Origin of the sequence: Streptomyces chisholmiae (assembly GCF_031845445.1) — a bacterium.
GTDB classification, from domain to species: Bacteria; Actinomycetota; Actinomycetes; order Streptomycetales; family Streptomycetaceae; genus Streptomyces; species Streptomyces chisholmiae.
On the sequence record NZ_JAVREO010000008.1, the window covers coordinates 188,946 to 214,484 of the forward strand.

The 25,539-nt window shown below is 73.8% G+C and carries 19 protein-coding genes; 8 read left to right on the plus strand and 11 right to left on the minus strand.

The window, feature by feature from the left end; all coding sequences use genetic code 11:
• Positions 1–76: 76 nt before the first annotated feature.
• Both RM844_RS15440 and RM844_RS15445 read left to right on the plus strand, forming a co-directional pair.
• Positions 77–4,729: an RHS repeat-associated core domain-containing protein gene (locus RM844_RS15440; RefSeq protein WP_311667763.1), complete on the plus strand. Its 4,653-nt coding sequence runs from the start codon at positions 77–79 to the stop codon at positions 4,727–4,729.
• A complete protein-coding gene (locus RM844_RS15445; protein WP_311667764.1) occupies positions 4,726–5,244 on the plus strand; it encodes an SMI1/KNR4 family protein in 519 nt (172 codons plus the stop codon). The genes RM844_RS15440 and RM844_RS15445 overlap by 4 nt, the downstream gene beginning before the upstream one ends.
• 462 nt (positions 5,245–5,706) lie before the next feature.
• On the opposite strand, the gene RM844_RS15450 is transcribed toward RM844_RS15445, so the two are convergent.
• A complete protein-coding gene (locus tag RM844_RS15450; protein ID WP_311667765.1) occupies positions 5,707–6,639 on the minus strand; it encodes a zinc-binding dehydrogenase in 933 nt (310 codons plus the stop codon).
• A gap of 88 nt (positions 6,640–6,727) precedes the next feature.
• Here RM844_RS15450 and RM844_RS15455 point away from each other — a divergent pair, with 88 nt between their 5' ends.
• Entirely contained in the window at positions 6,728–7,324 is a 597-nt protein-coding gene (locus RM844_RS15455; RefSeq protein ID WP_311667766.1) for a TetR/AcrR family transcriptional regulator, read from the plus strand.
• 129 nt (positions 7,325–7,453) lie between these two features.
• Positions 7,454–8,350 (plus strand): sterol desaturase family protein, encoded by an 897-nt coding sequence (locus RM844_RS15460; protein ID WP_311667767.1) that lies wholly within the window; start codon positions 7,454–7,456, stop codon positions 8,348–8,350.
• Positions 8,351–8,420: 70 nt separating this feature from the next.
• On the opposite strand, the gene RM844_RS15465 is transcribed toward RM844_RS15460, so the two are convergent.
• On the minus strand, positions 8,421–8,657 hold the full coding sequence (locus RM844_RS15465) for a hypothetical protein (RefSeq protein ID WP_311667768.1): 237 nt from the start codon (positions 8,655–8,657) through the stop codon (positions 8,421–8,423).
• A 260-nt stretch (positions 8,658–8,917) separates the two neighbouring features.
• Here RM844_RS15465 and RM844_RS15470 point away from each other — a divergent pair, with 260 nt between their 5' ends.
• Positions 8,918–9,850 (plus strand): CPBP family intramembrane glutamic endopeptidase, encoded by a 933-nt coding sequence (locus tag RM844_RS15470; protein WP_311667769.1) that lies wholly within the window; start codon positions 8,918–8,920, stop codon positions 9,848–9,850.
• A 278-nt stretch (positions 9,851–10,128) separates the two neighbouring features.
• Here RM844_RS15470 and RM844_RS15475 read toward each other — a convergent pair whose 3' ends face one another.
• Positions 10,129–11,532, minus strand: coding sequence for a serine/threonine-protein kinase (locus tag RM844_RS15475; RefSeq protein WP_311667770.1), 1,404 nt, complete (start codon positions 11,530–11,532; stop codon positions 10,129–10,131).
• A 49-nt stretch (positions 11,533–11,581) separates the two neighbouring features.
• Between RM844_RS15475 and RM844_RS15480 the strand changes: the two genes are divergently transcribed.
• On the plus strand, positions 11,582–12,133 hold the full coding sequence (locus RM844_RS15480; protein ID WP_311667771.1) for an RNA polymerase sigma factor: 552 nt from the start codon (positions 11,582–11,584) through the stop codon (positions 12,131–12,133).
• Positions 12,134–12,155: 22 nt separating this feature from the next.
• Here RM844_RS15480 and RM844_RS15485 read toward each other — a convergent pair whose 3' ends face one another.
• A complete protein-coding gene (locus RM844_RS15485; protein WP_311667772.1) occupies positions 12,156–12,719 on the minus strand; it encodes a hypothetical protein in 564 nt (187 codons plus the stop codon).
• A gap of 150 nt (positions 12,720–12,869) precedes the next feature.
• On the opposite strand from RM844_RS15485, the gene RM844_RS15490 reads away from it, so the two are divergent.
• The gene (locus RM844_RS15490) at positions 12,870–13,820 is read left to right on the plus strand and encodes a Rieske (2Fe-2S) protein (protein WP_311667773.1); all 951 of its coding nucleotides are present in this window, start codon (positions 12,870–12,872) and stop codon (positions 13,818–13,820) included.
• 351 nt (positions 13,821–14,171) lie between these two features.
• Here the strand turns inward: RM844_RS15490 and RM844_RS15495 are convergent, their stop codons facing one another.
• A complete protein-coding gene (locus RM844_RS15495; RefSeq protein WP_311667774.1) occupies positions 14,172–14,903 on the minus strand; it encodes an AfsR/SARP family transcriptional regulator in 732 nt (243 codons plus the stop codon).
• Positions 14,904–15,152: 249 nt separating this feature from the next.
• On the opposite strand from RM844_RS15495, the gene RM844_RS15500 reads away from it, so the two are divergent.
• Positions 15,153–17,966: an AfsR/SARP family transcriptional regulator gene (locus RM844_RS15500; protein WP_311667775.1), complete on the plus strand. Its 2,814-nt coding sequence runs from the start codon at positions 15,153–15,155 to the stop codon at positions 17,964–17,966.
• A 64-nt stretch (positions 17,967–18,030) separates the two neighbouring features.
• Here the strand turns inward: RM844_RS15500 and RM844_RS15505 are convergent, their stop codons facing one another.
• The 6 genes from RM844_RS15505 to RM844_RS15530 all read right to left on the minus strand — a co-directional run bounded on the left by RM844_RS15505 (position 18,031) and on the right by RM844_RS15530 (position 25,337).
• Positions 18,031–18,957, minus strand: a complete 927-nt coding sequence (locus RM844_RS15505) for a M48 family metalloprotease (protein WP_311667776.1) — start codon at positions 18,955–18,957, stop codon at positions 18,031–18,033.
• A 526-nt stretch (positions 18,958–19,483) separates the two neighbouring features.
• Positions 19,484–19,984 carry a Pycsar system effector family protein gene (locus RM844_RS15510; protein ID WP_311667778.1) on the minus strand — a complete coding sequence of 167 codons (501 nt, stop codon included), beginning with the start codon at positions 19,982–19,984 and terminating at the stop codon, positions 19,484–19,486.
• Positions 19,981–21,090: a PE-PGRS family protein gene (locus tag RM844_RS15515; RefSeq protein WP_311667779.1), complete on the minus strand. Its 1,110-nt coding sequence runs from the start codon at positions 21,088–21,090 to the stop codon at positions 19,981–19,983. The genes RM844_RS15510 and RM844_RS15515 overlap by 4 nt, the downstream gene beginning before the upstream one ends.
• 92 nt (positions 21,091–21,182) lie before the next feature.
• A complete protein-coding gene (locus tag RM844_RS15520) occupies positions 21,183–23,564 on the minus strand; it encodes a hypothetical protein (RefSeq protein ID WP_311667780.1) in 2,382 nt (793 codons plus the stop codon).
• Positions 23,561–24,457: a hypothetical protein gene (locus tag RM844_RS15525; protein WP_311667781.1), complete on the minus strand. Its 897-nt coding sequence runs from the start codon at positions 24,455–24,457 to the stop codon at positions 23,561–23,563. Before RM844_RS15525 ends, RM844_RS15520 begins: the two co-directional genes overlap by 4 nt.
• Before the next feature lie 157 nt (positions 24,458–24,614).
• On the minus strand, positions 24,615–25,337 hold the full coding sequence (locus tag RM844_RS15530) for a Crp/Fnr family transcriptional regulator (protein ID WP_311667782.1): 723 nt from the start codon (positions 25,335–25,337) through the stop codon (positions 24,615–24,617).
• Between the last annotated feature and the right edge of the window lie 202 nt (positions 25,338–25,539).

Sequence of the window (25,539 nt, forward strand, 5' to 3'; positions counted from 1 at the left end):
CCAGATCACGCGTTGATCAGATATGAGTACCTAATGTAACGTCAGTGCTCAGTGTCGTGCTCTGGGGGGAGACGCCATGTCGCGGCCGTCTGACTGGTCACCGGTGGATATGGACCGGGACCCGACACCGGGGGATCCGGACGAGGTCCGGGCGTTGGCGGAGGAGTTGCAGGAGTTCGCCGACGATGTCGGTGAGGCGCTCGGCAAGATCCGGGGCATGGCGGGCGAGCGGGCCATGTTGGACTGGGCGGGGTTGTCGGCGGACGCGTTCCGCCGGGAGTTCGACGGCGTCCCCGACAACCTCACCAAGCTGGAGGAGTCCTACAGCCTCTGCTCTCAGGCGCTGAACGCCTACTGGCCCAAACTCCAGAACGCGCAGGGCATGGCCGACCGGGCCCTGGACCGGGCGATCACGGCGCAGGCCGATCTGGCGAGTGCCCAGTCCGCGCTCGGCGACGCCACCGACTGGGTCGGCCGGGCCGGCGACGAGGCCGAACGCCTCCAACGCGAAGGCGAACGGGAGAACGTCGAGCCGCCGGACGAGGCCGACGTCCGCGCCGCCACCCGCGACCAGCAGGCCGCCGAGGCCGCCGCCGGCGCCGCCCAGGCCCGGGTCAACGACGCCGAGGAACGCCTCTCCGCCGCCCGCCAACTCGCGCAGGACGCCCAGGAGATGCGCGAAGAAGCCGCACGCCAGTGCTCCCAGGGCATCGAGGAAGCGTCCGACGCCGGGATCCAGAACCGCCGCTGGTGGGAGAAGGCCATCGACTGGGTCACCGACAACTGGGACACCCTGGTGGAGGCGTGCAAGCTGGTCGTCGCGGTGCTCGGCGTGGTGGTGATGATCATCGGTGGCCCGCTGGCCTGGGTCGTCCTCGCCGCGGCCGTCATCGTCCTCGCCGACACGTTGATCAAGTACGCACGGGGCGAAGCCGGCCTCCTCGACGTCGCCTTCGCCGCCCTCGACTGCATCCCGGGGATGAAGGGGATCACGACGGCTGCCGGCCTGGCCGCCGGGGTACGGGGCCTTGCTCGTGCCGGGCTGCGTGGCACCGCCCGCAACATGCGCGACGCGGCGGTGCGTGGGCGGGACATGCTCGTCGACGGCTTTCAGTCGGCCTACACGCGCGTGCGCAGTCTGATCCGCAGTGGTGGGACGGATCCGGTGGACCTGGCGACGGGGAAGATGTTCCTGCCGCAGACCGACGTGACGCTGCCGGGCGTGCTTCCGCTGCGGTTCACTCGTCGAGTCGAGGCGGGGTACCGGGCGGGTCGGTGGTTCGGACCCTCCTGGTCGTCGACCTGCGATCAGCGGTTGGAAGTGGATGACGAGGGGGTGGTGTTCCTCTCCGATGACGGCATGGTTCTCACCTATCCCCCTGCCGAGGAGCCGGGTCGGGCCGTGCTGCCGTACCAGGGGCCGAGGTGGGAGTTGGCGCGAGACGCGGAAGGGGCGTACCGCCTGACCCAGGCGACCAGCGGAGTCACTCGCCACTTCGCCGCCCCGGACGGCCGGGGGGTTGGTCGGATCGTTCGGATGACGGATCGCCATCACAACACCCTCGCGTTCGACTACGGCCTGGATGGTGCGCCCACGGCGATTCGGCACTCGGGTGGCTACCACCTCGTCCTCAGTACCGACGCCGGGCGGATTACCGAGCTGCGGCTGGTGGGAGCCGGTGAGGATGGCACTGACGTCACGATCAAGCGGTATGGCTACGACGAGGTCGGCAACCTGACGGAGGTCGCCAACCCCGGTGCGTCGCCGCTTCGTTTCACCTACGACGAGCACCAACGGGTGACCTCGTGGACCGACACCAACGGTCTGCGCTACGGCTACACCTACGACGAGCGTGGGCGCTGCGTGGCGGAGGGGGGCGACGCGGGCGATTTTGCCCTGACCTTCGACTACCGCGAAACACTGGAGGATTGGCCAGGTCATTCGGTCACCACGCTGACCGACGGACGTGGTGCGCAGACCCGCTACGTCGTCAACGATGCCTTCCAGATCGTGGCGGAGATCAGCCCCGGGGGTGGCACGACGCACACCGAGTACGACGCCAACCACCAGCTGGTCCGCCACGTCGATCCGTTGGGCAACCTGACGCGTTTCGAGAACAATGCTCAGGGCCGGCCCGTCGCCGTGCACTATCCGGACGGTCGGACCACGCGCTACGCCTACAACGAGTTCGGCCAGCCCACCGAGATCCGTCGGCATGATGGCGGTTTGTGGCGACGGGAGTACGACGATCGAGGCAACCGGACGGCTGTGATCGACGCCGCGGGAGCCATCACGCGTTACGAGTACGACGACGCGGGCCGCTTGTTAGCGGTCCAGGACGTGCAGGGCCACCGCACCACCATCGAGCACAACCCGGCAGGGCTTCCCGTCCGCATCACCGATCCGCTCGGGAGTTGCGTTGTTCGCCGATACGACGCCTTTGGCAGGGTCAATGAGGTGATCGACCCGCTTGGCGCGGTGACCAGGATGTGGTGGACCGTCGAGAGCAGGGTCGCCCGACTCCAGCGGCCGAACGGTGCGGAAGAGACGTGGTGTTACGACGCCGAGGGCAACTGTCTGAGCCACGTCGACGCTGCCGGTGGCGTGACCCGGTACGAATACGGTCGGTTCGACCTGCTCAGTGCCCGCGTCGAACCGGACGGGGCGCGGTACACGTTCGAGCATGACCCCGTGACCCTGCAACTCACGAAGGTGTTCAACCCGCAGGGGCTGACCTGGGAGTACGCCTACGACCTTGACGGTCGTCTGGCCTCGGAGACGGACTTCGACGGCCGACTCGTCGCCTACCGCCGTGACCCTGCCGGCCGCTTGGTGGGGCGCACCACCTCCCTTGGTCAGGACATCGCCTTCGAGCACGACGAGGTGGGACGTGTCCTACGCAAGGACGCCGCCGGTGTGCTCACCACCTACGACTATGACGCTGCCGGCATGATGGTGCGAGCGGCGTCGCCCGACTCCGAGGTCCTCTGGACCCGGGACGAAGTTGGCAGAGTTGTCGCTGAGACGGTCAACGGGCGTACGCTGTCCTACCGTTATGACACGGCGGGCCGGCGAACCGAGCGTGTCACGCCCGGTGGCTCCACTACGCGCCACGCGTATGACGCGGCCGGGCGTTTGACTGTTCTCGGCGCCTCTGGGCACACCGTGGAGTTCGGCCACGATGCGGCCGGGCACGAGATATCCCGGCTCTTCGGCGACTCCGTCACCCTCGTGCAGGAGTGGGAACCGACCTCCGGCCGGCTGGTCCAGCAGGTGGCAGACGGGCCGCGGGGGCGGGTGGCGGAGCGTTCCTACACCTACCGTCCAGACGGGGCGCCGATAGGCATCGACGACCAGGGGCGGGGTCACCTGGACCTCGCACTCGATCCCGTCGGTCGTGTCGTCGAAATCAGCGCACGGGACTGGCACGAGTCATACGCCTACGACGAGGCCGGTAACCAGACAGCGGCCAGTTGGCCAAGCCGCCGGACGGAGGGCACCGCTCAAGGGGAACGCCAGTATGTCGGCACGAGGTTGGTGCGGGCCGGAGGCGTCCACTACGAGTACGACGCCGCCGGTCGCGTCGTTCTGCGACGTAGAACCCGCCTCTCCCGCAAGCCGGACGTCTGGCGCTACACCTGGGACGCAGAGGATCGCCTTACCTCCGTCACCACACCCGACGGAACACTCTGGCGTTACACCTACGACCCACTCGGACGCCGAACGGCCAAGCTCCGCATGGCCGCGGATGGCGACAGCATCGTGCACCGGACGCTTTTCACGTGGGACGGTTCCATACTCACCGAGCAGCACACTTCCGCTCCCGACGCGCCTGACGTCGTCATCACCTGGGATCACCAGGGTCTGCGTCCGGTGGCCCAGACCGAACGCCTGGTCGATGCGGCTACTCAGGAGGAGATCGACGACCGCTTCTTCGCTATCGCCACCGACCTCGTCGGCACCCCTACCGAACTCGTCGACGAGTCCGGGGACGTGGCATGGCGGGGGCGCGCCACGCTGTGGGGCGTCACCTCCTGGAACAGGGACAGTGCGGCGCACACTCCGCTTCGATTCCCTGGCCAGTACCACGACCAGGAATCCGGGCTGCATCACAACCACTACCGCTACTACGACCCAGAGACCGCCCGCTACCTGTCCCGCGACCCTCTCGGCCTCGGCCCGGCCCCCAACCCCGTTGCCTATGTCTCCAATCCCCTGGTCTGGGTTGACCCCTTGGGACTCGGCCCCTGCCACGGCGTCTTCGAGCACGGCGGCAACGTCCACTACCTCCCCCTCGATGACTACGGACGTGCGACGGGAGTGGACGCGGTGCTCACGCGCAGCATGCTGAATCAGGGCTCCGGCGCCAATTCCGCCATCCACCCATCGGGCTGGAACGGACAGGGCGTCCGGTACAACGAGGGGCGCGGTCATCTCCTGGCCGACCGGCTCGGTGGAAACGGCGATCTGGAGGAGAATCTGGTGACACTGACCCAGGATCCGACGAACACGCCGATCATGCGTGACCAGATCGAGGCCCTCGTCTATGACGCGGTCGACGCCGGGCAGACGGTCCGCTATGAGGTGCGCGCACACTATCCGGGGCCAGGCGACATCGCCCCCGCAGGACTGAGTTTCCACGCGGTCGGGGATGGTGGATTCCGACTGGACCGCTATCTGGAGAATCCGGCCGGCATGTTCGGCTTCGGAGAGACGGAGCAACTGTGAGCGTCAGGGAAGAACTGCTGCGGCTGGTGCCGCCACCGGAAGGCGTCGGCGTGCGGGTCGACTGGCAGGCGCTGGAGGAGGAATTGGGCAGTCGGTTGCCCAGTGACTACAAGTGGCTGGTCGAGCGCTACGGACCAGGGTCCTTCGACAACTTCCTGCATGTCCTCCAGCCGACCTCGCCCGCCCCGCCGATCCGCCTGGTCTCCTCCGCGGACCGGGCTGCGGAGATCCTCGACCAGTTGAGGGAGAAGGAGGACATCCCCTTCGCCACCGAGGAGCTGCTCCCGGTCGCCAAGACGGACAACGGAGACACCATCTACTGGGTCACTCGGCCCGAGGATGATCCAGATGCCTGGACGCTCACGGGAAACGGGGCGCGGAACACGAGATGGCCGCGCTTCGACGGTGGGATCGTGGCGTTCCTGGTGGCGACCCTTTCCGGCGCCCACAAGATGGCGATCTTCCCCAACGGCTTCCCGACGGAGAGGCCGGTCTTCGTCCTGCCCCCCGAATGACCTCGCGGCTCAGCCGGGCCCCATGACGAAGGCACCGGCCTCGCAGGCGGTACAGGAAACCTCCGCATAGCTGCTGGAGCGATCCGGCTTGACTGTGAGAGTGCCGATGGCGCCGCAGGAAGGGCAGGTAGCTTGCTCCGGCGTCTCTTCGCCGCGGGCGACCCTGCGTCCTGTGGCCGACCATTCCCGGAAGAGCCGTGCCCGCTCATCACTGTCCACTCCCGCTCCCCGCCTTCACCTCTGGCGACCTCGCTTCTTGGCGAGGTGCTTGTGTGACGAGCTTATGGGGCGCCCGGCGATGCGTTTCCGAGTGCTGTCGGTTTGGCAGCTGGTCCCCCCGGAGAGGGCCCGGCCGAAGTCGGGGAGCCGCTGGCCCCGGAGCCACGTTCCGCTTCCCGGCCGGCGCGGAGCCATGACGTGGGCGACCGTTCCCCCTCGCCCCCGCCGCCCGGCGGGCCGCCGTCAGTCCAGGACGAGGACGGCCTTGCCGTGGAGGCGGTGGGTGAGGAGGGCCTCGACGGCCTCGGGGTGGCGGGTCCAGGGGCCGCGCCAGCTGATGCCGGGGTCGAGGCGGCCCGCCGTGACCTCGGCGGCCAGCCAGGTCAGGTCGGCGGCGAAGTCGGTCGCCGGGTCGCCGAAGAGGAAGAAGGTGCGGATCGACCGGTCGTGGCGTCCCGCGTCGCCCAGCAGGGCGTCCGGGGTCAGCACCGCGTCGGCCCCGGCGGAGCGGCCCACGCTGACGAGGGTGCCGCCGGCCGACAGGGCGGCGAAGGCGGCGACCAGGTGCGGTCCGCCGACGTTGTCGAGGACGGCCGCCACGGGCTCGGTCACGGCGGCCGGCTCGGGGCGCACCTCGCTGGCGCCCAGGGCGCGCAACTCGCCGGCCCGGTCGGGATCGCGGCTGATGGCGACCACGTGCGCGCCCGCGCGGGCGGCCAGTTGGACGGCGTAGCGGCCGACGCCGCCGGAGGCGCCGGTGACCATCACCCGGCGTCCGAGTAGCTGCCCGGTCCGGCGCAGCACGTGCAGCGCGCTCAGCCCGGCCACCGGGATGGTGCTCAGCGCGCCCGGGTCGGCGTCCCGGGGCGCGGTGCCGAGCAGGGTGGCGGGCACGGCCCGCAGCTCGGCCCAGCCGGTCTCCCCGAGGGTGACGACCCGGTCCCCCTCGGCCGGTCCTGAGCCGTCGGCGGCGGCCCGGACGACCACGCCGGCCGCGTCCCAGCCGAGCCGGGCGCCGTTCGGCGTCGCCGGATCGGTGGCCCGGCTGACCTCGCCGGAGTTCAGCGAGATCGCCTCGACCCGCACCAACGCCTCGTGGGCGGCTGGTTGGGGGTCGGGGACGTCGGTCAGGGACAGGTGTCCGGGCGAGGTGTGGTCGACGACGAGTGCGCGCACGAGGAGCCCTTCCGCAAAGTGCCACAGTGGAGCGTTTGCCTCAGTAGAGCATATGCGTGATCTCGGCGTGGTTGGTAGGCTGCCCGCGATGACCGCCGCCGAACAGCCCGCCACCCTGCGCGAACGCAAGAAGCTGCGCACCCGCCAGGCGTTGATCGACACCGCCGTCACGCTCTTCGGCGAACGCGGCTTCGACAACACCCCGCTGGACGCCCTGTTGGAGCAGGTGGAGGTGTCCCGGCGGACCTTCTTCCGCAACTTCCAGTCCAAGGAGGACGTGGCGCTCGCCGCCGTCAAGCAGCTCTGGGACGTCTACCTGGAGGTCCTGGACGGCACCACGAAGGCCGGGCCGCTGGCCGACGTCTTCCTCGACGCCATGCTGACCACCCTGGAGCGGATGGACGCGGACTGGTACCGGCGCTTCCCCCGCACCCTCCGGCTGGTCGCCGACTCGCCCGCGCTCGACGGGCACACGCTGCGGCACTGCGCCGAGGTCCAGGCCGAGATCGTGCGCCGACTCGACCGGCCGGACGAACGTGAACTGCGGCTGCTCATCGAGTTCTTCGTCGCCGCCTGGCGCCGCGCGCTCGACGAGTGGCTCCCCGACTGCCCACCGGGCGAACTCCCCACCCTCCTCCGCCACACCTGCGCCGCCATGGACACGGCCCTCAGACTGGAGGCCTGAGCGCGGCCGGCCGCCGGGGAGACCCGGGCGGGGTTGTGGGAAGTGGTCAAAGTTTCCCGGGGTCCGGGCAGTCTCACTTGTGGGTAACAGCGTCTGGTCGGCGCTCCGGTCGGGCCCTACGGTCGTCGCATGTCGAACCTGCCCGATGTGGTCCTCTGGTCGATACCCGCGTTCGTACTGCTCACCGTCGTGGAGATGGTCAGTTACCGGTTCCACCCGGACGAGGAGAAGGCGGGTTACGAGGCGAAGGACGCGGCGACCAGTCTCAGCATGGGCGCCGGCAGTCTCTTCTTCGACTTCCTGTGGAAGATCCCGATCGTCGCGGTCTATGGCGCGCTCTACGAACTGACGCCGCTCCGGGTGCCGTTGGAGTGGTGGTCGTTCCCGTTGATGCTGCTCGCGCAGGACTTCTGCTACTACTGGTCGCACCGGGGGCACCACGTCGTCCGCATCCTGTGGGCCTGCCACGTGGTGCACCACAGCAGCCGGAAGTTCAACCTCACCACCGCGTTGCGGCAGCCGTGGACCAGTGTGACGTCCTGGCCGTTCTACCTGCCGATGATCCTGCTCGGGGTGCATCCGGCGGCCGTCGCGTTCTGTTCCTCGATCAACCTCGTGTACCAGTTCTGGATCCACACCGAGCGGATCGACCGACTGCCGCGGCCGGTCGAGTTCCTGTGCAACACGCCCTCGCACCACCGGGTGCACCACGCCTCGCAGGGCGGCTACCTGGACCGGAACTTCGGCGGCATCCTGATCGTCTGGGACCGGATGTTCGGCTCCTGGGCCGGCGAGACCGAGAAGCCGGTCTTCGGCCTCACGAAGAACATCGAGACGTACCACCCGCTGCGGGTCGCCACCCACGAGTACGCCGCCATCGCCCGCGACCTGCGGGCCGCGGCCGGTTGGCGGGAGCGGGCCGGGCGGGTCTTCCGCGGCCCGGGCTGGCAGCCGGGCCGGGCGGGGACCGAGGCCGCCGCGGGGCCCCGCGAGTCCGGGCCGGCCGCGGCGGAGCCCACCGGGTGACGGGCGGCGCGCCCCGGGAGGGCGCGCCCGGAGGCCGGGCCGACGGGGGTGCGGCCCGGCCGGTTGCGGGTTACCTCTTCAACAGGTCGACGTGCCAGACCTGGTTCGCGTCCCGCCAGCAGGCGTAGGAGCCCCAGTCCTTGTCGGGTCCGGTGACCGCCTCGCCGTACCGGACGCACAGCGTCAGGGTGCCCATTGGGTAGGTGGCGTACGTGACCCAGCCGTTGGTCGCCGCCGTAGCGCCGAGGCCGCCGAACGGCGACGCGCCGGCAAGCGCGACCGCCGCGTTCGTGAACTTCCCGCGCATACGCAAGTCCTGTCGTCGAGGGTGCGAGCGTCGCACCGCTTCCGTCACGTCGGGTCAGATCGCGTACCGGAACGGTCTGTTCGGCATCCCTCGCGCTCGTTATCGAGCCGTGACCCGGGCGCGTGGCGGGTCGGCGGGGCGGGCCGGGGGGCGACCGAGGAAGTCGCGATTCCTCGTCGTTCTCGTGAACTCGGGCCACCCCCGGCGCATCGGAGAGGGGGCGACACAGAACCGGACCAGCGAAGAAGGAAGTTCCCGGCATGTCATCCTCACTCCCGAACGCGGCCCCCGACGCGGCCCCGGCCCCGCCCCAGGTCCCGGCCGCGCCCGGCGACCGCTACCGCGGCGACCTGATCCTGTTCATGGCCGTCACCTTCGCCCTGAGCTGGGCGTGCTGGTTCACGGCGATCGCCATCGGCGGCTCGTCGAAGGAAGGTCCGGTGGCCGCGCCCTTCATGCTCGGGGCGTTCGGGCCGTTGGTCGGCGCGGTGGTGGTCCGGGCCCGTCGGCGGCGGCGCGGCGAGCCGGTGCCGGCGTTCGCCGTCCGGTTCCGCCGGCAGCACCTGCTGTGGGCGCCGGCCCTGCTGGTGCTGACCTCGGCGAGTGTGCTGGCCGCCGCCCTGCTCGGACACGCCGCCGGTGACCCGGCGTTGAGCTGGGAGAACAGCCGGGACATCATGGACGACTTCGGCGGGCCGGCCGCGTTCCTGGTCGGCCTGCTGGTCTCGGGCCCGCTGTCCGAGGAGGCGGGCTGGCGGGGCACCGCCCAGCCGCGGATGCGGGCGTCGCTGAGCCTGGTGCGGGTCGCGCTGGTGCTGGGCGTCACCTGGGCGGTCTGGCACATGCCGCTGTTCTTCATCGAGGAGACCGTGCAGCACGACCTGGGCCTGTTCAGCGGCAGCGGCGTGCTCTTCATCGCCTCCAACATCCCGATGGCGATGCTCGCGGTCTGCGCCTACGAGCGGGGCGGCGTGGTCGCCTCGGTGGCCGTGCACTTCGCCGCCAACGCCACCATGGTGCTGCTGGACGTCACGACGGCCACCACGCTGGCCATGGTCACCGGCATCCTGGCCATCCTCGCCGCGCTGCTGCTGACGTTCGCCCTGCCGCGCCGCGAGCCGGCCACGGGCGACGCGGCGCCGGTGGCCGGGACGCCGCCGGCGCCGCCGCGCGCGCCGCGGCTCGTCGACTGAGCCCAGCCGAGATGGCCGGCCGAGATGGCCGGGGCGGGGAGTCCGGCGGCCGCCGACCGGCGGGTTGGCCGTGCGGGACGGCGGGAGCCAGCGGGCGGCGATCCGCCCTCGCGGGGGCAACGCGCGCGATGGTCAACGGACCGGGGGCCGGCGGCACTTCGGGGAGCACCCGGCCGCCGGCCCGGCCGGTCAGGTCGGGCCTCAGCTTCCGGCCCGGCCGGTCGCGGTCGGTCGTGGTCGGTCGTGGTCGCGCAGCAACCCCCGCCCCCGGCGGGGTGTCAGCCTCCGACCCGGAGGGAGTCGAGCACCCGGTCGGTCGCGTCGTCCCCCTCGCTCTGCCGGATCTGCACGTAGAGCAGGGGCTGTTCGTCGCCGTCGGCAGGGCTGAGCGCCGCCTCCGTGAAGGTGCCGGCGTCGCCCGGGCAGTGCCAGCCGCGCACCACGCCCTGCCAGTTCCCGCCCAGGTAGTCCTCGTTCACGGAGAGTTGGCAGTCGCCCCGCGTGGGGTCGGGCGGCTCGGTCGTGACGTCCACGCCGTCGACCAGCCCGACGAAGACGCCGTTGGCGGGGGAGGTGAGGTCCTGCCACGCGGCGAGGTCGTCGGCGACCGCGAGCGCCGGCGCCTCGCCGTCGGCGAACCCCAACACCGCCGGGTTCCAGCCGGCGTCCCGCACCTGCTCGGCCCACGTCGCCGGCACCTCGGCGGAGATCCGGTCCGCGGCGTCCGACACCCGCACCGGTCCCTGGTCGCCGCCCGACTGCCAGAGCAGCCAGCCGGCGACGCCGCCGGCCAGCGCCGTCGCCGCCACGGCGGCCGTGCCGGCGAGGGCGCGGCCCGACGGCCGCCAGCGGCGGCGCCCGGCCGCCGGCCGGCCGCCGGGCATCGCCGCCAGCCGGTCCAGCTCGTCGGCGAACTCGGTCGCGCTGGACCAGCGTTCCTCCCGATCGGGCTCCATGGCTCGCAGCAGGGCGTGCCGCACGCCGGCCGGCAGGTCGGGCCGCAGCTCGTCGGGCGGCACCACCTCGCCGGGCGAGCCGGGGACCGTGCCGGTGACCAGGTGGTAGCCGAGGGCGCCCAGGGCGTACACGTCGGCCCGCGCGTCGATGCCGTCGGTCGGATCGGCCTGCTCGGGCGGCTGGTAGCCGGCGGACCCGGCGGCCATGGTCAGCCCCGAGGCGTGCGCCAGGCTCTTGGCCAGGCCCAGGTCGGCCAGCAGCACCCGGTCCGGCTCGCCGTCGTCGGCGCCGGGCGAGGAGCGGAACAGCACGTTGGACGGCTTGATGTCGCGGTGCACGATGCCGGCCGCGTGCAGGACGGCCGCCGCCCTGGCCACCAGGACGGTCAGCCGCAGCGCCTCCGACAGCGGCAGGTCGCCACTGTCGAGCCGGTCCTGGAGGGTGCCGCGGTCGGCGTACTCCATCACGAAGTACGGTCTCTCGTCCGGTAGTTCACCGATGTCGAAGACCTGCACGACCCGGTTCGAGTCGGCCCGGCGCAGCAACCGCGCCTCGGACAGGAACCGTTCCCGCATGTCCATCCGGTGGGCCCAGTTCTCGGCCAGCACCTTCACCGCGACCGGGGTCTCCAGCACCTCGTCGTAGCCGAGCCAGACGACGGCGAAGCCACCCGCACCCAGGCGCCGGTCCAGACGGTAACGTCCGACCCGCTCTGTGGAGTACATGGTGACTATCATGCCGTTCCAGAGGCGCAGAGCCAGAAGGGACCATCCCATGCGGCACACGGCGGACACCGAGGAGTTGGCGCGGCGCGCCGCTCAGGGCGAAGTGGCCGCGCTGGACGCTCTGTTGGAGCGCATAGGCCCCGAAGTGCTGCGCCGCTGCGGCCGGTTCCTGCCCTGCCGGGAGGACGCCGAGGAGGCCGCCCAGGACGTGCTGCTGCGGGTGGCGAGGAAGATCACCACCTTCGAGGGGCGCAGCCGGTTCAGCACCTGGCTCTACATGGTGGTGGCCAACTGCTCCCGGGCGAAGTACCGCGAGCTGAAGCGCCGGGCGACGGAACAGCCCGGCACCATCCCCGACCTGCACCCCGTCGACCCGCGTACCACCAGCGTCATCGCCGGCTCCCGCATCGACCTGCTGGAGGGCCTGGAGCAGCTGCAACAGACCCACCCGCACCTGGTCGCGCCGCTGGTCTACCGGGACATCTGCCAGCTGGAGTACGCGGAGATCGCCGAGCGGCTGGACATTCCGCTCGGCACCCTGAAGTCCCGCCTGCACCACGCCCGCCGGGAGATCAGGCCCTGGCTCGCCAGCACGGCCTGAGCCCCCGGCGGCCCGGTGGTCGTTACCGCTGGACCGGCGGGCAGTAGCCGGTCTCCACGCCGATGGAGTTGATCTCGGCGTTGGGCCGCGGGTCGCCGGCGTAGTTGATCTGGTCCGTGCACTCGACGCCGGGCTCGGCCGGGGTGCCCTGCTCGGGGGCGGCCTCCTCGCCCTGCGGGTCGGGGCAGCTGCCGGTCTCTTCGCCGATGCTGTTGATCTCGGCGTTGGAGCGCGGGTCGTCGGCGTAGTCGAACTGGTCGGTGCAGCTCGTGCCGGACTCGGCGGGGCTGTCCTCGTCGGCCGCGGCCTCCTCCTCGGCGGGCGGTGCCACCTCGACCGCGGCCTCCTCGCCGTGCGGGTCGGGGCAGCTGCCGGTCTCTTCGCCGATGCTGTTGATCTCGGCGTTGGACCGGGGGTCGTCGGCGTAGTCGAACTGGTCGGTGCAGCTCGTGCCGGACTCGGCGGGCGGCGTCGCGGACGTGTCGCCGCCGGAGCCGGCCGCGCCGCTGTCGGGGTCGCAGGCGGTGACCGCCAGCGCGGCGGCCACGGCGGCCAGGGTGAGCAGCGAGATCTTCCGAACGGCCATGGTGCTGTCCTTTGTGTGGGTTGCCGCTCCGGGGAGCGCGTTCTGCGCTGTTCGATGCCGGCACCGCCGGGAAAGTTCGCGGCGGGTCGGGGACGGTCGCCGAGCGGAACGCGTTGTTTGGGTTCGGCGGCGTGGGGAACTCGCCGGCTCATGGCCGTTTCCCAAGGTTCACTTCTCAACGGTGCCCAGGCGTTCAGTGGGCTGTTCCGCGGGCTGATGGCCAGCTCGCGGAAGAGCCCGGGCCCGGCACTGGCCGCCATGGACCGGGTCGAGGGCTCGTCCCGCGCCGATCCCCTGATCCCCCCGCTGCGCGACGCCGTGCACACCATGCCGGCCGGCGTCCGTGACGCCCTGCACGGCACCTGGCTCGGGCACCCGGCGCACCCCGCCATGGTGCAGATCCCGATCGGCACCTGGATGTCGGCGGCGGTCATCGACCTGCTGCCGGGCCGTCACCGCTCCGCCGACCTGCTGATCGCCGTCGGGCTCGGCACCGCGGCCCCGGCCGCGGTCGCCGGCCTGGCCGACTGGGCCGAGCTGCGCAAACCCCAGATGCGGGTCGGGCTGCTGCACGCGGCGGCCAACGTCGCCGGGGTCGCCATGTACACGGCCTCGCTGGCCGCCCGGCTGCGCGGCCACCGGCTGCGGGGCCGCGGCTGGAGCTACGCCGGGCTGGTCACCGTCGGCCTCGGCGGCGCGCTGGGCGGGCACCTCGCCTACCGGCAGGCCGCCGGCGCCAACCACGCCGACCACGTGGTCGCCGCGCTTGACCCCGGCTGGCTGCCGCTCGGCCGGCTCGCCGACTTCCCGGTCGGCCGGCCGGCGACCGCCACCGTGCGGGACATCCCGGTGCTGGTGTTCCGGGAGTCGGAGGACACGCTGCGGGTCCTCGCCGACCAGTGCAGCCACCTGGGCGGCCCGCTGTCCGAAGGCGAGATCGCCGACGGCTGCGTGCGCTGCCCGTGGCACGGCAGCACCTTCCGGCTGACCGACGGCTTCAACGTCACCGGTCCGGCGACCGCCCCCCAGCCGGCGTTCGAGGCCCGGATCGTCGACGGCCGGGTCGAGGTCCGACTGCCGGCCGAGGACAAGGAGACCTGACGCCGGCCGGGGACTAGGAGACCTGACGCCGGCCGGGGACTAGGTGACCTGACGCCGGTCGGGGGCAGGGAGAGCTGGCGCCGGTCGGGGACTAGGTGACCTGACGCCGGCCGGGGACTAGGAGACCTGACGCCGGCCGGGGACTAGGTGACCTGACGCCGGTCGGGGGCAGGGAGAGCTGGCGCCGGTCGGGGACTAGGTGACCCGACGCCGGCCGGGTCTGGGCCGGGCGCCGGGCGGGGACGGCGCCGGTCCGCAGGCGGGGGACGGCGCCGGTCGCGGGACGTGGGGACCCGGCGGCCCGTCCCGCCGTTGCCCCGGCCGGGACGGCGACGCCGTCCCGGTCCGCGGTCAGGCGCGCAGCATCCGCAGCCGCAGATCGGCCAGTTCGGGGCCCGGCTCGGTGCCGCGCCGCTCCCGCAGCACCGCGCTGAACTGCCGGTAGCAGCTCAACGCCTCGTCCTGGCGGCCGGTGAGCCACAGGGCCCGCATCAGCTGCGCCCAGCGGCGCTCGCGCAGGCAGTCGTCGCCGACCAGGGAGCGCAGCTCGGGCACCACGGCCGCCGCGTCCCTGGTCAGCTCGGTCTCGATGAGCCGGTCACGCGCGACCTCCCTGGCCTCCGTCAGCGAGGCACGCGTCGGCGCCAGGAGTCCCGTGGCCGGCACGTCGGCCAGCACCTCCCCCCGCCAGAGCGCGAGGGCGCCCCGCAGCTGCCCGCGCGCGGCGCTCCGCTCGCCGTCCTCCAGCGCCGCCACCCCGCTCCCCAGCGCCGCGACGAACAGGTCGGCGTCGGTGTCGTCCGACGCCGTGACCAGGCGATAGCCGGACGGCTGCCGCTCGATCACCGTCCCGTGCTCGTCGCCGACGAGGCGCCGCAGCCGCATCGCGTAGTCGTCGACCAGCGCGTGCGCGGTCTCGGGTGGCTCGGTGCGCCAGAGTTCCTCGACGAGCCTGGGCACGGGCAGCACGATGTTGCGCCGGGCGAGCAGGATGGCCAGCAGGTGTCGTTGCCGGCCCGAGCCGATCGGATGCCACCGGTGGTCGCACCGGATCCGCAGCGGGCCGAGTATCTGAAAGCGCATCGGCGTTGGTCTCTCCCCTAGAACCCCAAAGAACGGTTGCCGCTCGCGGCCACTCTGCGCCCGGGCGCGTAGCAGCCGCGTAGCGCCCGCGTGGAGCGCCGTCGCCCGACGCCTTCCGCGTACGGGTCTTCCGCGGGGGCGAGTTGGTGGTTCGGAGCCTTTGAGCCCGCTTCACGGCCGGGGTTAGGGTGACAGCCCGACGGACCGGCGGTGGCCCCGTTCGGGTCCCTGCGCGCGGAGGCTGTTGACGTGGACATCCGGTTGCTCGGCCCGGTGGAACTGCGCCGGGAGGACCGACCGGTCGACCTCAGGGCACCGATGCTGCGCACGCTGCTGGCCGCGTTCGCGCTGCGTCCGGGCCAGGTGCACGGCGTCGCCGGGCTCTGCCACCAGCTGTGGGGCGCGCTGCCGCCGCCCTCCGCGCGCGCCACCCTGCGGACGTACGTGATGCGGCTGCGCCGGCTGCTGCCCGCGGACCGGCTGCGCACCGCGCCGGCGGGCGGCTACCTGCTGCACGTCCGCCCCGAGGAGACCGACCTCGGCCGCTTCCGGACCCAGCTGGCCCGCGCGCGGGCCCTCGCCAAGGCGCGGCCCGAGGAGGCGCTGCCCGCCTACGAGGCCGCCTGCCAGCTGTGGCGCGGCGAGCCGCTGGCGGGGCTCGGCGACGGGCCGCTGGTCGCCGCCGAGGCCCCCGGCCTGGCGAAGCTGCGGCTCGACGCCCAGGAGGAACGGTTCGCCGTGCATCTGGCGCTCGGCCGGCACACGGAGATCCTGGACGAACTGGCCGCCGCGGCCCGGGCGCACCACCTCAGGGAGGGGTTGACCCAGCACCTCATGCTGGCGCTGCACCGCGCCGGCCGCACCTCCGAGGCGCTCGACGCCTACCGGTCGCTGCGCCGCCGGCTGGTGGACGACCTCGGCATCGAGCCCGGGTACCAGCTGCGGGCGCTGGAACGGGCGATCCTCCGCGCCGACCCGGCGCTGCTGGCGCCGCGCCCGGGCGGCGGCGCCCGTGCCGGGGCCATCGCCCCCGCGCTGCCGGCCGCCGTCGGCACCTTCGTCGCCCGCGGCCAGGAGTTGGCGCTGCTCCGCGAGTGGCTGGCCTCGTCCGGGGCGGCGGCCGGGATCTGCCTGCTGGACGGGCCGGGCGGGGTGGGCAAGTCGGCCCTCGCCGTGCTGGCCGCCCGCGAGTCCGCGGCCCGCTTCCCCGACGGGCTGCTCTACGCGGACCTGCGCGGCGCCGACCCGGGCGACGCGCCGCTCGACGTGGCCGCCGCCGCGCAGCTGCTGCTCGCGCAGCTGGGCGTGCCGATGCGGGAGGTCCCGCAGGACGTCGACGAGGCCGCCGCCCGGTTCCGCGAGCACCTGCGCGGGCGCCGCTGCCTGGTGCTCCTCGACAACGCCAGGGACGCCGCCCAGGTGCGCCCGCTGCTGCCCGACGAGGCGCCCGCCGTCGCGCTGGTCACCAGCCGGATGGCGCTGACCGGCCTCGCCGGCGGGCGCCATCTGCACCTCGGGCTGCTGGACCGCGCGGACTCGGTCCGGCTGATCCGGACCATCGCCGGGCCGCGCACGGCGCCCGCCACCCCGGCGCACTGGGCCGAACTGGCCGGCCTGTGCGGGGATCTGCCGCTGGCGCTGCGGATCGTCGCCGCCCGGATGGCGGCCAGGCCGAGCTGGGACGTGGCCGAGTGGATCGCGCTGCTGCGCGACGAGCGCGGCCGGATGGACCAGCTGCGGACCGCCGACCTGGACCTGCGGGCCGGCCTGATGGTCGGCATCGACCGGCTCGCCGAGAGCGCGGACCCGGCAGACCGGCGGGCCGCCGCCCTCTTCCCGCTGCTCGGCGTCCCGGCGCTGCACACCTACCAGCCCGCCTCCGCCGCCGCGCTGGCCGGCTGCACGCCGGCCGAGGCCGAGGACTCGCTGGCCCGGCTGACCGACGCGCGGATCGCGGACAGCCCGCGCAGCGGGGTCTACGTGCTGCACGACCTGCTGCGGGCGGCGGCCAGGTGGCAGGCCGACCGGCTGCCGCCGGAGCACGCCAGGGACCGGCTGGGGGCGCTGGCCCGCTGGTACCTGGGCACCCTGTACCAGGCGGGGACGCTGGCGAGCCCGCCCGGCTGGCCCAGCTCCCGGGTGCGGCAGGGCTCCGCCCGGTTTCCGGGCGGCGACGACTTCACCGACACGGGGGCGGCGCTGGCCTGGCTCGACGCGGCGGTGCCCCAGGTCCTGGCGCTGGCGGAACAGTGCGCGGCGCCGGAGTACCGGGCCGGGACGGAGCTGGCCGGCCGCCCGTTGAGCACCTTCGGCAGCGCGGCGGCCCGGGCCCTGACGGGCTACTTCGGGCTGCGGATGAACGTGCGCGACCTGCGCCGGCTGGCCGCGCTGGTGCTGCGCGTCGCAGAGCGGGACGGCGACGCCGCCGCCCGCGGGTTCGCGCTGGGCCAGCTCGGTAAGGTCCTCGGCCAGAGCGGCGACGCGGCGGGCGGGATGTCCCTGCTGTCCGAGTCCTGGGAGGTGCTGACCTCGGTGGGCGATGTCGGCGAGGCGGTCGTCTCGGCGTGCAACCTGGTGGCCTGCCTGGGGCTGGCCAGGCGGCGGGACGAGGCGATACGCGTCGGGGAGCGCGCGCTGGCGGTGGCGGAGGCCGCGGGGCTGACGGAGGCCACGATCATGATCGGCAACAACATGGGGTACACGCACTACCTGGCGGGTGATCTGGTGAGCGCCCGGCGGGTGCTGATCAGCGTGTGCGCCGACGCGTCGGAGCCGACGGCGGAGTTGTCCGGCCCGCTGGCCAGCCTGGCGGCCTGCGAACTCGCGGCCGGGGACCACGCGGAGGCGGCCCGCTGGGCGCGGACCGGCCTGGCGCTCGCCGACCGGCACCCGGTGGACCCGGTGTCGCGGGCCGAGCTGCACCACGAGCTGGCCAGGGCGCTGCGGGCGGCCGGCGACGAGCGGGCGGCCCAGGCGGCGAGCGCCGCCGCCCGGCAGCTGGTGGACGAGCTGAACCAGCGGGAGAACCTGCACCTGCGCATCCCGGGCCTGGGCAGCGGGTAGCCGGCGGGCGACGCGGGGCGGGGGCGGCCGGCCCGCGCGGGCCGGCCGCCGGCCGCCGCGCGGCTCAGGGCGGGGTCGGGCCCAGGTGGGGGGCGAGCAGCTCCAGCCGCTTCGGCAGGCTCGGGTGGGTGCTGAGCGCCGACTGGGTGGGCCGGGACTTCCCGGTGGGGTCGAGCCGCCGCCGCTCGGCCAGTTCCTCCTCGTGACTCAGCCGCAGCACCTCGTAGAGCGTGGGCGCGAAGCCCAGCTCCGCCGCCTTCTGGTCGGCCCGCAGCTCACCGGCCCGGCCGCTGGCCGCCACCACGTAGGGGCTGACCAGGATCGGTACCGCGATCCACGGCATCGCCACCACGGCGGCGACCGCGGCCACCGCGGCGACGAGGAGCAGCAGCACGCCGCCGAGGCAGCGGGTCTTCGCGGTGACGTAGAGGACCACCAGGGCCAGCACGCTGATCACCCGCCAGACCACCCGGGCCGGCAGGCCGTACCAGTAGCCCAGCAGCGCCGTCCAGGAGTGACCGCCGACGTGGTGCCCCAACTCGTGTGCCAGCACGCCGGCCAGCTGGCCCGGCGGCAGCCTGGTCAGCGAGCGGGTGGTCACGCCCACGATGTGGCCGGCCGCGGCCATCGCGTTCAGCTCGTCGCTCTCCTCAAGCCACAGCTCGTAGGCGGTGTGGTCGACCTCGGCGCGCCGGCACACCTCCGTCCAGATCGGCGCCAGGTAGGCGAACTCGTCCTGGCTGGGTGGGCGCAGCCCCATGAACCGGCGGGCCAGCAGCCGCTCCGTCGGGCGGTGGAAGACCAGGCCACCGGAGACCACCCAGCCCACGGTGACCAGCAGGCCGGCCAGCTCCCCCAGGAGGACCGCGGCCACCGCCCCGACGATCGCCAGGCTGCACACGAAGTACGGGGCGATCATGAGGAGTTGGGTGACGGCGGTGGCGTCGGCCCCACGCTGCCGGCTGGCGATGTAGTGGCGTCCGTCGTGCACCACCAGGTCGCGACTGTGGTCGATGGGCGCGGCCGGCGGGGGCGGTGGCGGGGACCCGGGCGGTGCCGGCGCCGGCACCGCCGGCGGTGCCGGGGACGCGGGCACCGGTAACGCCGCCGGGTAGGCCGGCGGTGGTGCCGCGGGCGGAACCGGCGGGGTCTGCTGCGTCGGGTAGGCGGGTGGTGGTGGCGGTGGGGTCTGGTCGGGGTAGGCCGGCGGTGGTGCCGCGGGCGGAACCGGCGGGGTCTGCTGCGTCGGGTAGGCGGGTGGTGGTGGCGGTGGGGTCTGGTCGGGGTAGGCGGGCGGTGGCGGTGCCTGGTCGGTGGGGTGGGCGGGTGGTGGTCCGCCCGGGTGGGCGGGTGGCGGACCGCCGGGGTAGGCCGGCGGGCCGTTCGTCGCCCCGCCCCGGCCCGTCGGGGCGTCGTGCGGGCCTCCGTCGTGGTGTCGCGGTCGTTCCATGACTCTGCTCGCTCCTCTGTCTTCCGGTCGCCCTTGCTCGCTCGTGCCGTCCCGTTCGGGGGCGGTCTCATCCCGTGAGGAGGGCCGCCGAGATGAGCACCATGCCGGTCGTCGCCGAGACGAGCCCGTCGCGGACCCAGCGCAGCTTGACCGACGCGATGCGGCTGTTGAACTCCAGCGCGCGCAGCAGCCGGGCCCGTGGTGCCGCCTCCGTGGCGGCCAGCGCCTCGGCCAACTCCCCGCGTCCGGCCGCCTCGTGGATGTCCTTGAAGTACGTCAGCGGCTCGCCCGGCGCCCAGTGGCCGGGACCGAACCGGGGCGCCACCGCGAGCAGGAACGCGGTCAGCGCCAGGGCCAGCGCCAACGCGCCGGCCCACCAGGTCAGTTGGCCGACGGCCGGCAGGGCGGACGGCGACCAGTCGGCGTTGGCCAGGCTGCCGCCGAACAGGCCGGCGCCCAGGCCGAGCGCGGTCACCAGCAGCGCCGCCTTGCTGTCCGCCCGGGCTATCTCCACCCTGGTCTCCCGGAGGAGTTCCTCCGCCAGCCGGGTGGGGAAGTCCGGGGTCACCGCCCCGACCGCCCCGGATCGGCCGCCGGCGTGCCGGGGGCGGGCGGCGCGGCGGGCGCCGCCGACTCGATGGCCTCGCCCGCCGGTGCGCCGGGACCAGCGGACAGCGGCGGCGCCTCGGCGCCGGGGGTCGCCCGCGCGAACATGTCCCGGACGGCGCGCAGCGTCTCCTGGACCGGCCGCTCCAACTGGTAGTTCTCGAAGTGGTCCCCCGCGGCCAGCCGGTCGAGCACATCCAACTGACGTAGCACCTGGTTGAGTTGCTCCTGGCTGTGCAACTCCCTGATCTGCGGCAGGTCCTGGGGCCGCTGCGCGATCTCCAGGGCCCACGCGGCCACGCCCCGGTGCTCCAGGTACCAGGCGTAGTAGTTCGCCTTCTCCGTGAGCATCCGCTGCTGGTGGGCCTGTTCGGCCTGCTCCAGCTGGTGCCGCTGGGCCTGCCGCAGCTGCTCCAGCTCGTGCTGGTGCCGCTCCAACTCGGCCTGCGGGGCGATGCGTTGCGTCTGGTAGCTGATGTCGCGCAGCGCCGTCTGCTGGTCCCGGGCGGCCTGGTCGAGGCTGAGCCGGACCGTGGGGGTGACGTGGAGGCCCAGTTCGCCGGCGAGTTGGCCGGCGGCCAGGTCCGCGCGGAGCGCCGCGTCCGCCCCCGCGCTGTCCTCGATCGCGAACCGGCGGGCCACCAGCCGCATCCGCTGTTCCAGCCGGGGCAGCACGTGCGCCGGCACGTCCCGCACCTGGCTGGCGACGACCCGGTCCGGGGCCATCACCCGCCAGGCCACGTCCACCTCGGCGGTGAACGCGAACGCATCGTTGTCGGAGGGAAGTTGGAAGGTGCGCTGGAAGTGGTGGAGGCCCATGTCCACCTCGTGGACCGACACCCAGCGCCCCGAGGAGAGCTCGCTCCGGGGCGGGCGCTGCGGCGGGATGTAGACCGCGAAGCCACCCTCGTTGGTGGTGAAGACCAGCGCGTGGTCGATCTGGCTGATGGGGCGCCGGACGGCGAACTCGAACCGCGAGAGCGGCCGCACCACCAGGACGGGGTCGACGATGTCCGTGTCGCGCCGCGCGTTCTGGTCCCACTGTGGTGAATAGCGGTATCCCGCCATGGTTTCTCGTCTCCTTGCCGGTGTCTGTCCTGGGGCGGTGGTCCGTCCCCGGGGCGGGGGTGTCTGTCCTGGAACGGGGGGGCCGGTGCCGGTCAGTCGCGGGCCGCGGCGGCGCCGGCCAGCCGGCCGAGCAGCCGGGCCGCCACCGGCGGTGGGGGACCGCCGTCCTCGCCCGGCATGGTGCGCAGCAGGTAGCTGAGCCGGTCGTGGTCCGCCGCCCCGGCCGCCAGCCGGGTGAGCAGCTCGCCGAGCGTCGGCTCCAGGTCGGGCACCAGCTCGGCGAGCAACACCCATTCCCGTAGTCGGAGTTGGGCCAGCTCGGTGGCGCGCCGCTGCCGCAGCACGCACCGCCACAGCGTGGCCAGCTCGACGCGGACCGGCCCGTCGGTCGGTTCGTCCGCGTACCGCCGCAGCAGCTCGGGCCAGCTCGCCGGGTCGTTCTCCGGCTCCTCCCGGAGCCGCGCCGTGTTGAGCAGCGCCAGCCAGGCGACCACCCGGAGCACGTCGGAGTCCCGTTCCGCCCAGTGCGCCAGCCGCCGCGGCACCACGGGGCCCGGCACCCACAGCAGCAGCACGCCGACCGCCTCCGCGAGGTGGTCCAGCTCCGGGTGGCGCACGGTGCGGAACGCGCCGTCCCCGTCGCTGGTGGCCCGCGGCCGGTCACTCCCCGGGCCCGCGCCGGCGTCGTCGCCGTCCGGGCCCGGCCCGTCCGCGGCGTCGCCGGCGGCGGCCGTCGCCTCGGACACATACGCCGGGGTGGTGTCCAGCGGCACCAGCAGGGCCAGCTCCTCCAGACTGTCCAGCGCCTCCCCGGGGTCCACCGCGCCGGCCAGCGCGTAGCCGCGGACGGCCGTCCAACGGCGCCGCTGGTCGGCGTCGAGGCCGAGGTCGCGCAGCACCCGGCCCACCGGCCGGGTGCCCTCGTGGGCGGTCAGCGCCAGGGCGTTGGCCGCCAGCACGCGGAGCCGGGAGTCGCGGTGCGCGGCCCAGCCGAGCACCAGCTCGTGCATGACCGAGGCGAAGTCCTCCTGGGCCAGCGTCGCCACCACGGCCGCGGCCCTGGTGCGCACGAACGGGTCCGCGTCCCGGCCCAGTTCGGTCAGCCAGCGGGCGAGCGGCACGCGCGCCGCCGGGTGCCCGGTCCATGCCTCACGCAGCAGCAGGGCGGGCGTGCGCGGGTCCTGGAAGCGGACCATGGTCTGCGGCACCGGGCCCCAACGGGTCTGCTCGTTCTCCTCGTAGCGGGTGGCGTGCGCCAACTCCAGCCGGCGGGCCAGGGAGGTGCCGAAGATGCTGAGCCCCGGGTCCTCCTCCGGGCTCTCGACGACGTTCATCTGGCGGTAGAGCCGGTCCCCCAGCCGGGCCGCGGTGCTGTAGGGGCCCCGGTCGCCCAGGGCGAGCGCCAGCAGGAACGCCTTGTCCCGCAGCGGCAGTTGCTCGCCCGGCTCGGCCAACCAGCCGCCGACCTGGTCGCGCAGCGCCTCCTGGCCGAAGCCGGCCAGCTCGTCGAGGGCGACCTCGCCCCGGTGGTGGCGCGCCAACTCCGCCGCGAAGGCGGCCAGTTGGCCGGCCGGCCGGGTCGCGACGGCGAGGAAGGCCCGGGTCTGCGGCAGTTCCAGCAGCCGGGTCACGGCCGCCTCACCCGCGGCCCGGTCCACCCCGCCCTCACCGGCTGTCCCACCGGCGCCGTTCGCACCGTCCGGCGCCGCGCCGTCCTTCGCCGCGAGCAGGGGGCGCAGCCGGGCCACGAGCAGCGCCCGGGCGTCCGGGCGCGGCCAGGGCACCGCGGCCACCTCGCGCAGCACCGCCGAGTTCTCCACGGTGACCACCAGGTGCGCGTCCAGCCGCCGCAGGCGCTCCCGACAGCGCAACAGGTGGTGCTGGGCCAACGGGTTGCTGCGGGTGGTCGGCAGGTCGCAGAGCAGGTAACCGTCCGCCGCCGCCGACTCGTTGACCAGAGCGACCGGCCCCGCGTCCGGGGCCAGCTGCCGTACCCGCCCGGCCCCCACGCGGCGCAGCAGCATCAGCGCGGCGGCCCGGCGCCCCGAGCCGTGCTCGCCGCGGAGCACGACCACCCGCTCCCGGCGCAGCTCGGCCAGGGCCCGCCGGAACGCCGCCGACTCGTGGTAGCCGCCGGCCAGGTCCGCCAGGTCGGCGGGCGGCACCTCGCCCGAGCCCTGGAGCCGTTCCCCGGCGTCGGCGCCCAGGTAGATCTTGTCGCCCAGCACCACGTCGCCGGTGACCCGACCGCCGGAGACGCCGAGCGCGTCCCCGGCCACGAAGCCGCCGCCGAACGTGCCGGGCGCGTAGTTCCGCAGCTCGCGCGCCGCGGCCCAGGCCGGTGCGGGGGCGGCGTCCGCCGGCTGGCCGGCCGCCTCCTCGCCCGGCGTGGCCCGTGCCTCCCGCGCCCGGTCGGCGCGCTGCTCGGCCGGGCCGTCCGGCCGGCCCGCCGGCTGGCCATCCCCGGCCGTCATCGCCGGTCACCGTCCCGCGGCGCGCCGCCGACGATCTTGTCGCCCAGGACCACGTCCCCGGTGACCTGCCCGCCGGCGACGCCGTACAGGTCGCCGGCGACCCGCGCGCCGCCGAACGACTGGCTGACGGCCGGCGCTTCGCCCCGTTCCCCGCCCCGGTCCTCGTCGGTGGTCCGGCTCGGCGTCCCCTCGGCCGCCGGCTCGGCTGCCCGATCGGCCGCCGGTCCTGCCGCCGGTTCCGCCCCCGGGGTGGGCGGCGGCTCGGCCGCTCCCGCGTCCGGCGCCGGCGCCCCGGCCGCCGGCTCGCCGAACACCCAGCCGCGCACCGGCCCCTCCTTCCCGGGCACCGTCACCGGGTGGAAGTCCGCGCTGGCGATGCCGCGGTGGTCGTGCCGTACCACCCCCCGGTACACCGCGTCGGAGACGCACACCAGCGCGTCCCAGGCGCCACCCCGGCCGCGCCGGGCGCGCAGCTCGGCCCGCAGCGGGTCGCCGTCCAACAGCCGGAACGCCTGGTCCAGGTCCCAGCCCAGGGCGCCGCCGAGCACCCCGGGCAGCTCGTCGAGGGCGACCTCGCCCGCCGCCAGCACCACCCGCAGCCGCACCTGCGCGCTGTCGGCCGCGGTCCGGTTGTAGGCCCGCAGCCGGGCCGGCACCTCGGCGAGCACCGCGCGTAACAGGGCCACCTTGGAGACGGCGGCGCTCACCAGCACCAGCACGCCGTCGCCGCGATCCTCCTTGCGGTGCTCGCCGGCGCCCACCTCGGCCGCCTCCAGCACGTAGCTGATCGTCTCGTACATGTGGTGCCGCCGGACGCGCCGCACGACATCGTCGCCGCCGCCCGCCCCCTCGATGTCCACCAGCAGGATGTTCTGGTGCACCGGGTCCGCCATGACCGGTCCTCTCTCCCCGTACCCCGTGCCTGGGGTGCCTCTCGACCTGGGAAGAGCAGCGTGCTCGATGGTTCGGTTTCGCCACTAGGGCATCGGACCCAGACGGAGTGTGACCGATGACGCAGAACGGCGCGGCCCGCCCGCCGCACCGGGACGCTCAGCCGCGGGCGTCGCCGCCCACGATGCGGCGCAGCACCTCGGGGCGCCTCAGCCACACCTTGCGGCGCGCCGTCACCAGCACGCCGGTGCCGCGCAGCTCGGCCAGCAGCCGTACGATCGCCTCCCGCGAGGCGCCGATCGAGCCGGCCATCTCCTGCTGGCTCAACGGCACCGTCAACAGCAGGCCCCGCTCGGTCGGTTCGCTGTGCGACCTGGCCAGGTCGAGGAGCAGCACCGCGAGCCGCTCCCTGACCGTCATCGAGGCCAGCTCCAGGGCGCGGCGGTCACCGGCCCGGATGCGGTGTACCAGCAGGGCGCTGAGCTTCTGGTGGGCGCTGGGGTGGCGGGCCAGGAACTCCAGGAACGCCTCCCGGGTGACCAGCACGCACTCGGCCGCCTCCAGCGTGGTCACCGTCGCCGAACGCGCCTGCCCGGTCAGCGCGGCGGACTCCCCGACCACGTCACCTGGGCGCCGCAGCGCCAGCAGCGCCACATAGCCGTTGGGGGAGCCGGTCGTCACCATCAACCGGCCCCGCACGATGAGCTGCACATGGGAGGACGGCTCGTGCTGCCGGATGATCTCCGTACGCGGCTTGTAGGTGACGCACGGGCCCAGCCCGAGCAACTCCGCCCGCTGCTGGTCCTCCAGACAGGCCAGGAACGGGACCCGATCCTGGAGGAAGGGAAACCTGACGCCCTCCGACGGCGTGCTCCCGGTCAATTGAGCCCCCGACGTGGTGATGGACCTACGCAGTGTAGCGAAGTCCCCCGCCACGCCCCAGAGTTGAGCGATCTCCGGCGCCCGCCGCCCGCCGACCCGTCGGTCTCCCGTGCCTCATGGTCGATGCCGTTTCCTCGGCGGAACGATGTGTTTCCGGCGCCGCGCCGGTCTGCGGGCGTGAGACCGGCTCACGGAAGGATGG

Excerpts from the sequence above, each read along its gene's own strand:
- RM844_RS15440 (WP_311667763.1), top strand. The coding sequence starts at position 77 with ATGTCGCGGCCGTCTGACTGGTCACCGGTGGATATGGACCGGGACCCG.
- RM844_RS15455 (WP_311667766.1), top strand. The coding sequence starts at position 6,728 with ATGACCGCCGCCGAACAGCCCGCCACCCTGCGCGAACGCAAGAAGCTG.
- RM844_RS15460 (WP_311667767.1), top strand. The coding sequence starts at position 7,454 with ATGTCGAACCTGCCCGATGTGGTCCTCTGGTCGATACCCGCGTTCGTA.
- RM844_RS15465 (WP_311667768.1), bottom strand. The coding sequence starts at position 8,657 with ATGCGCGGGAAGTTCACGAACGCGGCGGTCGCGCTTGCCGGCGCGTCG.
- RM844_RS15470 (WP_311667769.1), top strand. The coding sequence starts at position 8,918 with ATGTCATCCTCACTCCCGAACGCGGCCCCCGACGCGGCCCCGGCCCCG.
- RM844_RS15475 (WP_311667770.1), bottom strand. The coding sequence starts at position 11,532 with ATGTACTCCACAGAGCGGGTCGGACGTTACCGTCTGGACCGGCGCCTG.
- RM844_RS15480 (WP_311667771.1), top strand. The coding sequence starts at position 11,582 with ATGCGGCACACGGCGGACACCGAGGAGTTGGCGCGGCGCGCCGCTCAG.
- RM844_RS15485 (WP_311667772.1), bottom strand. The coding sequence starts at position 12,719 with ATGGCCGTTCGGAAGATCTCGCTGCTCACCCTGGCCGCCGTGGCCGCC.
- RM844_RS15490 (WP_311667773.1), top strand. The coding sequence starts at position 12,870 with ATGGCCGTTTCCCAAGGTTCACTTCTCAACGGTGCCCAGGCGTTCAGT.
- RM844_RS15495 (WP_311667774.1), bottom strand. The coding sequence starts at position 14,903 with ATGCGCTTTCAGATACTCGGCCCGCTGCGGATCCGGTGCGACCACCGG.
- RM844_RS15515 (WP_311667779.1), bottom strand. The coding sequence starts at position 21,090 with ATGGCGGGATACCGCTATTCACCACAGTGGGACCAGAACGCGCGGCGC.
- RM844_RS15520 (WP_311667780.1), bottom strand. The coding sequence starts at position 23,564 with ATGACGGCCGGGGATGGCCAGCCGGCGGGCCGGCCGGACGGCCCGGCC.
- RM844_RS15525 (WP_311667781.1), bottom strand. The coding sequence starts at position 24,457 with ATGGCGGACCCGGTGCACCAGAACATCCTGCTGGTGGACATCGAGGGG.